At 69.1% G+C, this 3,692-nt stretch carries 3 protein-coding genes and 1 pseudogene; 2 read left to right on the top strand and 2 right to left on the bottom strand.

Annotated elements, in window-relative coordinates:
- Positions 1–709: 709 nt before the first annotated feature.
- A complete protein-coding gene (locus EAH89_RS30535) occupies positions 710–1,129 on the bottom strand; it encodes a hypothetical protein (protein ID WP_140887900.1) in 420 nt (139 codons plus the stop codon).
- A gap of 231 nt (positions 1,130–1,360) precedes the next feature.
- Between EAH89_RS30535 and EAH89_RS30530 the strand changes: the two genes are divergently transcribed.
- Positions 1,361–1,777, top strand: a complete 417-nt coding sequence (locus EAH89_RS30530; protein WP_140887898.1) for a MarR family transcriptional regulator — start codon at positions 1,361–1,363, stop codon at positions 1,775–1,777.
- 54 nt (positions 1,778–1,831) lie between these two features.
- Positions 1,832–2,670 (top strand): annotated as a pseudogene (locus EAH89_RS30525) (IS5 family transposase).
- Between the two features lie 294 nt (positions 2,671–2,964).
- Here the strand turns inward: EAH89_RS30525 and EAH89_RS30520 are convergent.
- The coding region (locus EAH89_RS30520) for a methyl-accepting chemotaxis protein (protein WP_241667283.1) at positions 2,965–3,692 on the bottom strand (728 nt) is incomplete at its 5' end.

The following is a 3,692-nucleotide window of genomic DNA, read 5'->3' as shown; positions in this document are numbered from 1 at the left end:
CCAAGCAGCGTCGCAGGGTCGAGCCGCTGGCCTTCTCCGTTGTCGCCCGAAGGCCGCGCCATGGCGTGCCCTCGCGCAGAAACACCCGCAGGGTAGCCAGCACCCGCACAGTGGACGCAGGCGGGTGGCCGCGTCCGCGAGAGCGGCGCCCTTCGCAGCACTCCATCGCCGTCGCGATCAGCCCTAGGATCCTTCTGTCCACCTGTCCCTCCGCACCAAAGCCGCACAGGTGGGAAGATGGTCAGCAGGCCGCCGAAACAGGGTTCCTCAACTCATGGTAGTAGTGAAAACCACCTCTAAGGCATCTTTCAGTCTTGCTTCTAGTTGAGCATGACGTTGATCAAGAGCTTCAAGACGGGCGCAAATAGTGCCTGGGCTAAGTTGTCTAGCCAACGTCCTCTCCCGTTCTGGTTGTGGCAATCAAATTATAAGTTTGATCGTCTGCCAAGCGCTTCATGGCATCTCTGTTACAAGAACCCGTGAGCCCGAGTGATGGGAACCGTCGCTGGCGAACCACAGCAACCGCGGGTGGCAGGACGATAGGCAGAAAGCCGCAACCTCGGTTCTGCCAGGAGGATCTACTGCTGGGAGGTCCGTGAGCCCAAATGCAAGCCTCCCCGTCGTTCGTGTTGCTGACCTCGCAGGCTGGCCGCAGCGCGGGCCGGCGCGCAACGCCCGCTCGGACCAGCTCTCCCGCCGTGCCAGGGTGCTATCCCTCGCCGGCGAGGCGGAGCAGGGCGTTGACGAGGTCCCAGGCCCAGGGCTCGGCCATGGTGTCGTGGATGTTCTCGAAACTGTCCCAGAAGGTTGCCTCGAGCTTGGCGGCACGCGCCTTGGCGATCAGGCCGGCCAGCGTCTGTGGCTGGGCCGCGCTGATGGCGTCGCGGTTGCTCTCGTAGGCGCACCAGGCGGGACCGTCGTCCTCCTCGTCGGGCAACGCCTTCACCGCCTCCAGGCAGGCCAGGTGGTCGGCGCAGCGGCGGATCAGCTCGTGGTCGGGGTTGCCGTTCGCCGCGGCGGCGGCGGCATAGGGGAGGGTGGGGACGAGGGGCGCGGTCCAGGAGCGCCGGTCGAGGCCGAAGGCGCCGCGCCCCGGCGCCGGGTCGGCGGCAGAGGGCGCGTCAGCCATGACCCGATCTCCTGAGTGCGAGGCGCTTTCGTCGTCGGAGGGGCGTCAGGTTCTCCGCCTGGGGCAGACACGGGGGCTGAGCCTGGACCGACGGTGCAACCACAGAGAGCCTCGTTGGCGAGAGAATCGGCGATAGATCCAACCGGAGGTTGAAGTGTAATCGTTATCGACCCATAAGGGAAAGGTCGGAACGACCCGTCCTGCCAATGGTTCAGGAGAAGGAGCCCGCCCATGCCCGTGCACGGCACACCCGACCAGCTCGTGGGGGTCTTGCGGGAGACCGTCGTCTCGCTCGTGCGCCGGGACGGCCCCGACCTTTCGGCGCGCCAGCTCGGCGTGTTCCTGACGGTCTACCTCGGCGAGGGGCCGCACACCGTGCGCGGCCTGGCCGCGTCGCTCAACGTCTCCAAGCCCGCCATCACGCGCGCGCTGGACCGCCTGGGCGAGCTCGACTTCGCCCGCCGCAAGACCGACCCCCGGGACCGCCGCTCCGTCCTCGTCCAGCGCACCGTCAAAGGCGCCGCCCTCCTGCGCGAGATCCACACCATCATGGGCGAGGCCGCCGCGTCGGAGGGGATGGCGGGCGATGTGCCGCTCCCGCAGGCAGAAGCCGTCTCCCCAACGGTGCACCCCCTCCGGGCGATCTAAGTGACCGTTTGAGAATGGCTTGGCGCGGCGCGGGCGAGGTGATTCAAGCTCGGGATGTGGACCCGAGAGACGCGCCGCCGGATGGCCGAACTTGCCCGCAAGACGAAGCGCTACCCGTCTGACCTGACGGACGAGGAGTGGCGGCGGATCGAGCCGCTGATGCCGAAACCGCCGAGGCGGGGCAGGAAGCCCTCGGTGGACCTGCGCGAGGTGCTGAACGCGATCCGCTATCTGGCACGCTCGGGCGGTGGCTGGCGGATGCTGCCGGTCCACTTCGGGCCCTGGCAGACGGTGTACTGGTGGTTCCGGCGCTTCGTCCGGCGTCTGCTGTTCCGGACGATCCACGATGTGTCCTTGATGCTGGACCGCGAGGCGGCGGGGCGGGCTTGAGCCGCAAAGCGGATCAAGGCCCAACGGGCGGCGTGCTGGACAGCCAGACGGTCAAGGCACCCTTTGCCAGGGTGCGCGGCTACGACGGGGGCAAGCGCATTGTCGGACGCAAGCGTCACGTCGCCGTGGACACGGAGGGGCGGCTGCTGATGGTGAACCTCACGCCTGCCGACGTCTCGGACAGCGCGGGCGCACAGACGATCCTGGCCGCTGTCCGGAAGCGCTGGCCCTGGCTGAAGCACCTCTTCGCCGACGCGGGCTACGACCGCACGAAGCTGATGGACAAGGCGGCCTTCCTCGACTTCGTCGTCGAGATCGTCCGGCGTTCCGACCAGCAGGGCTTCCGCGTCCTCCCACGCCGCTGGGTCGTGGAGCGCACCTTCGGCTGGATGATCCGCTGGCGCCGCCTCGTGCGGGACTACGAGCGACGCCTCGACGTGTCCGAAGCCATGATCCACGTCGCCATGGGCGCCCTCCTCCTCCGCAAGGTCGCCCACCGCTGAATTCTCAAACAGTCACTAATACTGCCGAGCAGATGTTCCGATCCGTCCAGACCCGCCACAGGCGAAGGACTGAAGCCGTGTCTGCAAGGCAGGGACCAGCTGACGATGTGTCAGGACATAGGCGCGCCGGTATAAGAGCGCCGCCTGAGCGGCACGGATCTGTTCGCGTCAGCTCAGGAGGAACTGCAGCAGAAAGACGAGAGCGATCATCGCCCCGCTGGCGGCGATGCCGATAGGAACGATCGGGCTCATCGTTGTCTCCTGAACCGCTGAAGGTGGCTCGCCGCCCGACGGTCAGGCCGCCCGGATGCCGGCCAGGAAGCCGTTCACCTGGCCGCGGAGGGTCTCGGCCCGTTGCGAGAGGTCGCCGGCGGCGGTCCGCACCTGCGTGGCCACCTCGCCGGTCTGCTGCGCCCCTTCCGTGACCCCCGTCGTCAGGCGGTTGACCGCCTGCGTGCCGGAGGCCGCCTCCGTCACCGCGCGCCCGATCGCGCGCGTCGCCGCCGATTGCTCCTCGGCCGCGGCGGCCACCCCCTGGGTCAGGCCATCCATCCGCTCGATGGTTCCCGCGATGCCGCGGATCGCCTCCACCGCCCGCACGGCCTCCGCCTGCATGGCCGAGATCTGCGCGCCGATCTCGTCCGTGGCCTTCGAGGTCTGCTGGGCGAGCTGCTTCACCTCCGCCGCCACCACGGCAAAGCCCCGCCCGGCCTCGCCGGCGCGCGCCGCCTCGATGGTGGCGTTGAGCGCCAGAAGGTTCGTCTGCTCCGCGATGGCGGAGATCAGCCTCACCACGTCGTCGATCCGGGTCGCCGCCTGCGCCAGCCCGCCGACGGCCGCGTCCGTCGCCCGCGCGTCCTCGGACGCCTGCCGGGCCACCCGCGCGCTCTCGCTCACCTGGCGCGCCACCTCGGCGATCGAGGCCGCCATCTCCGCCGCGCTCGACGCCACGGTGTCGACGTTGGTGCTCGCCTGGCCGGACGCGCTGGCGAGGGAGGCCGCGCGCTCGCTGCCCCCGGCCG

It is taken from the genome of Muricoccus nepalensis (assembly GCF_006438825.1).
In the GTDB taxonomy this organism is placed as follows: domain Bacteria; phylum Pseudomonadota; class Alphaproteobacteria; order Acetobacterales; family Acetobacteraceae; genus Roseomonas; species Roseomonas nepalensis.
The sequence above is the reverse complement of the archived record's forward strand: the minus strand, read 5'-3'. Positions and strand labels throughout refer to the sequence as shown.

Bases quoted from the DNA above. Each gene is read 5' to 3' on its own strand.
- EAH89_RS30535 (WP_140887900.1), bottom strand. From the start codon at position 1,129: ATGGCTGACGCGCCCTCTGCCGCCGACCCGGCGCCGGGGCGCGGCGCC.
- EAH89_RS30530 (WP_140887898.1), top strand. From the start codon at position 1,361: ATGCCCGTGCACGGCACACCCGACCAGCTCGTGGGGGTCTTGCGGGAG.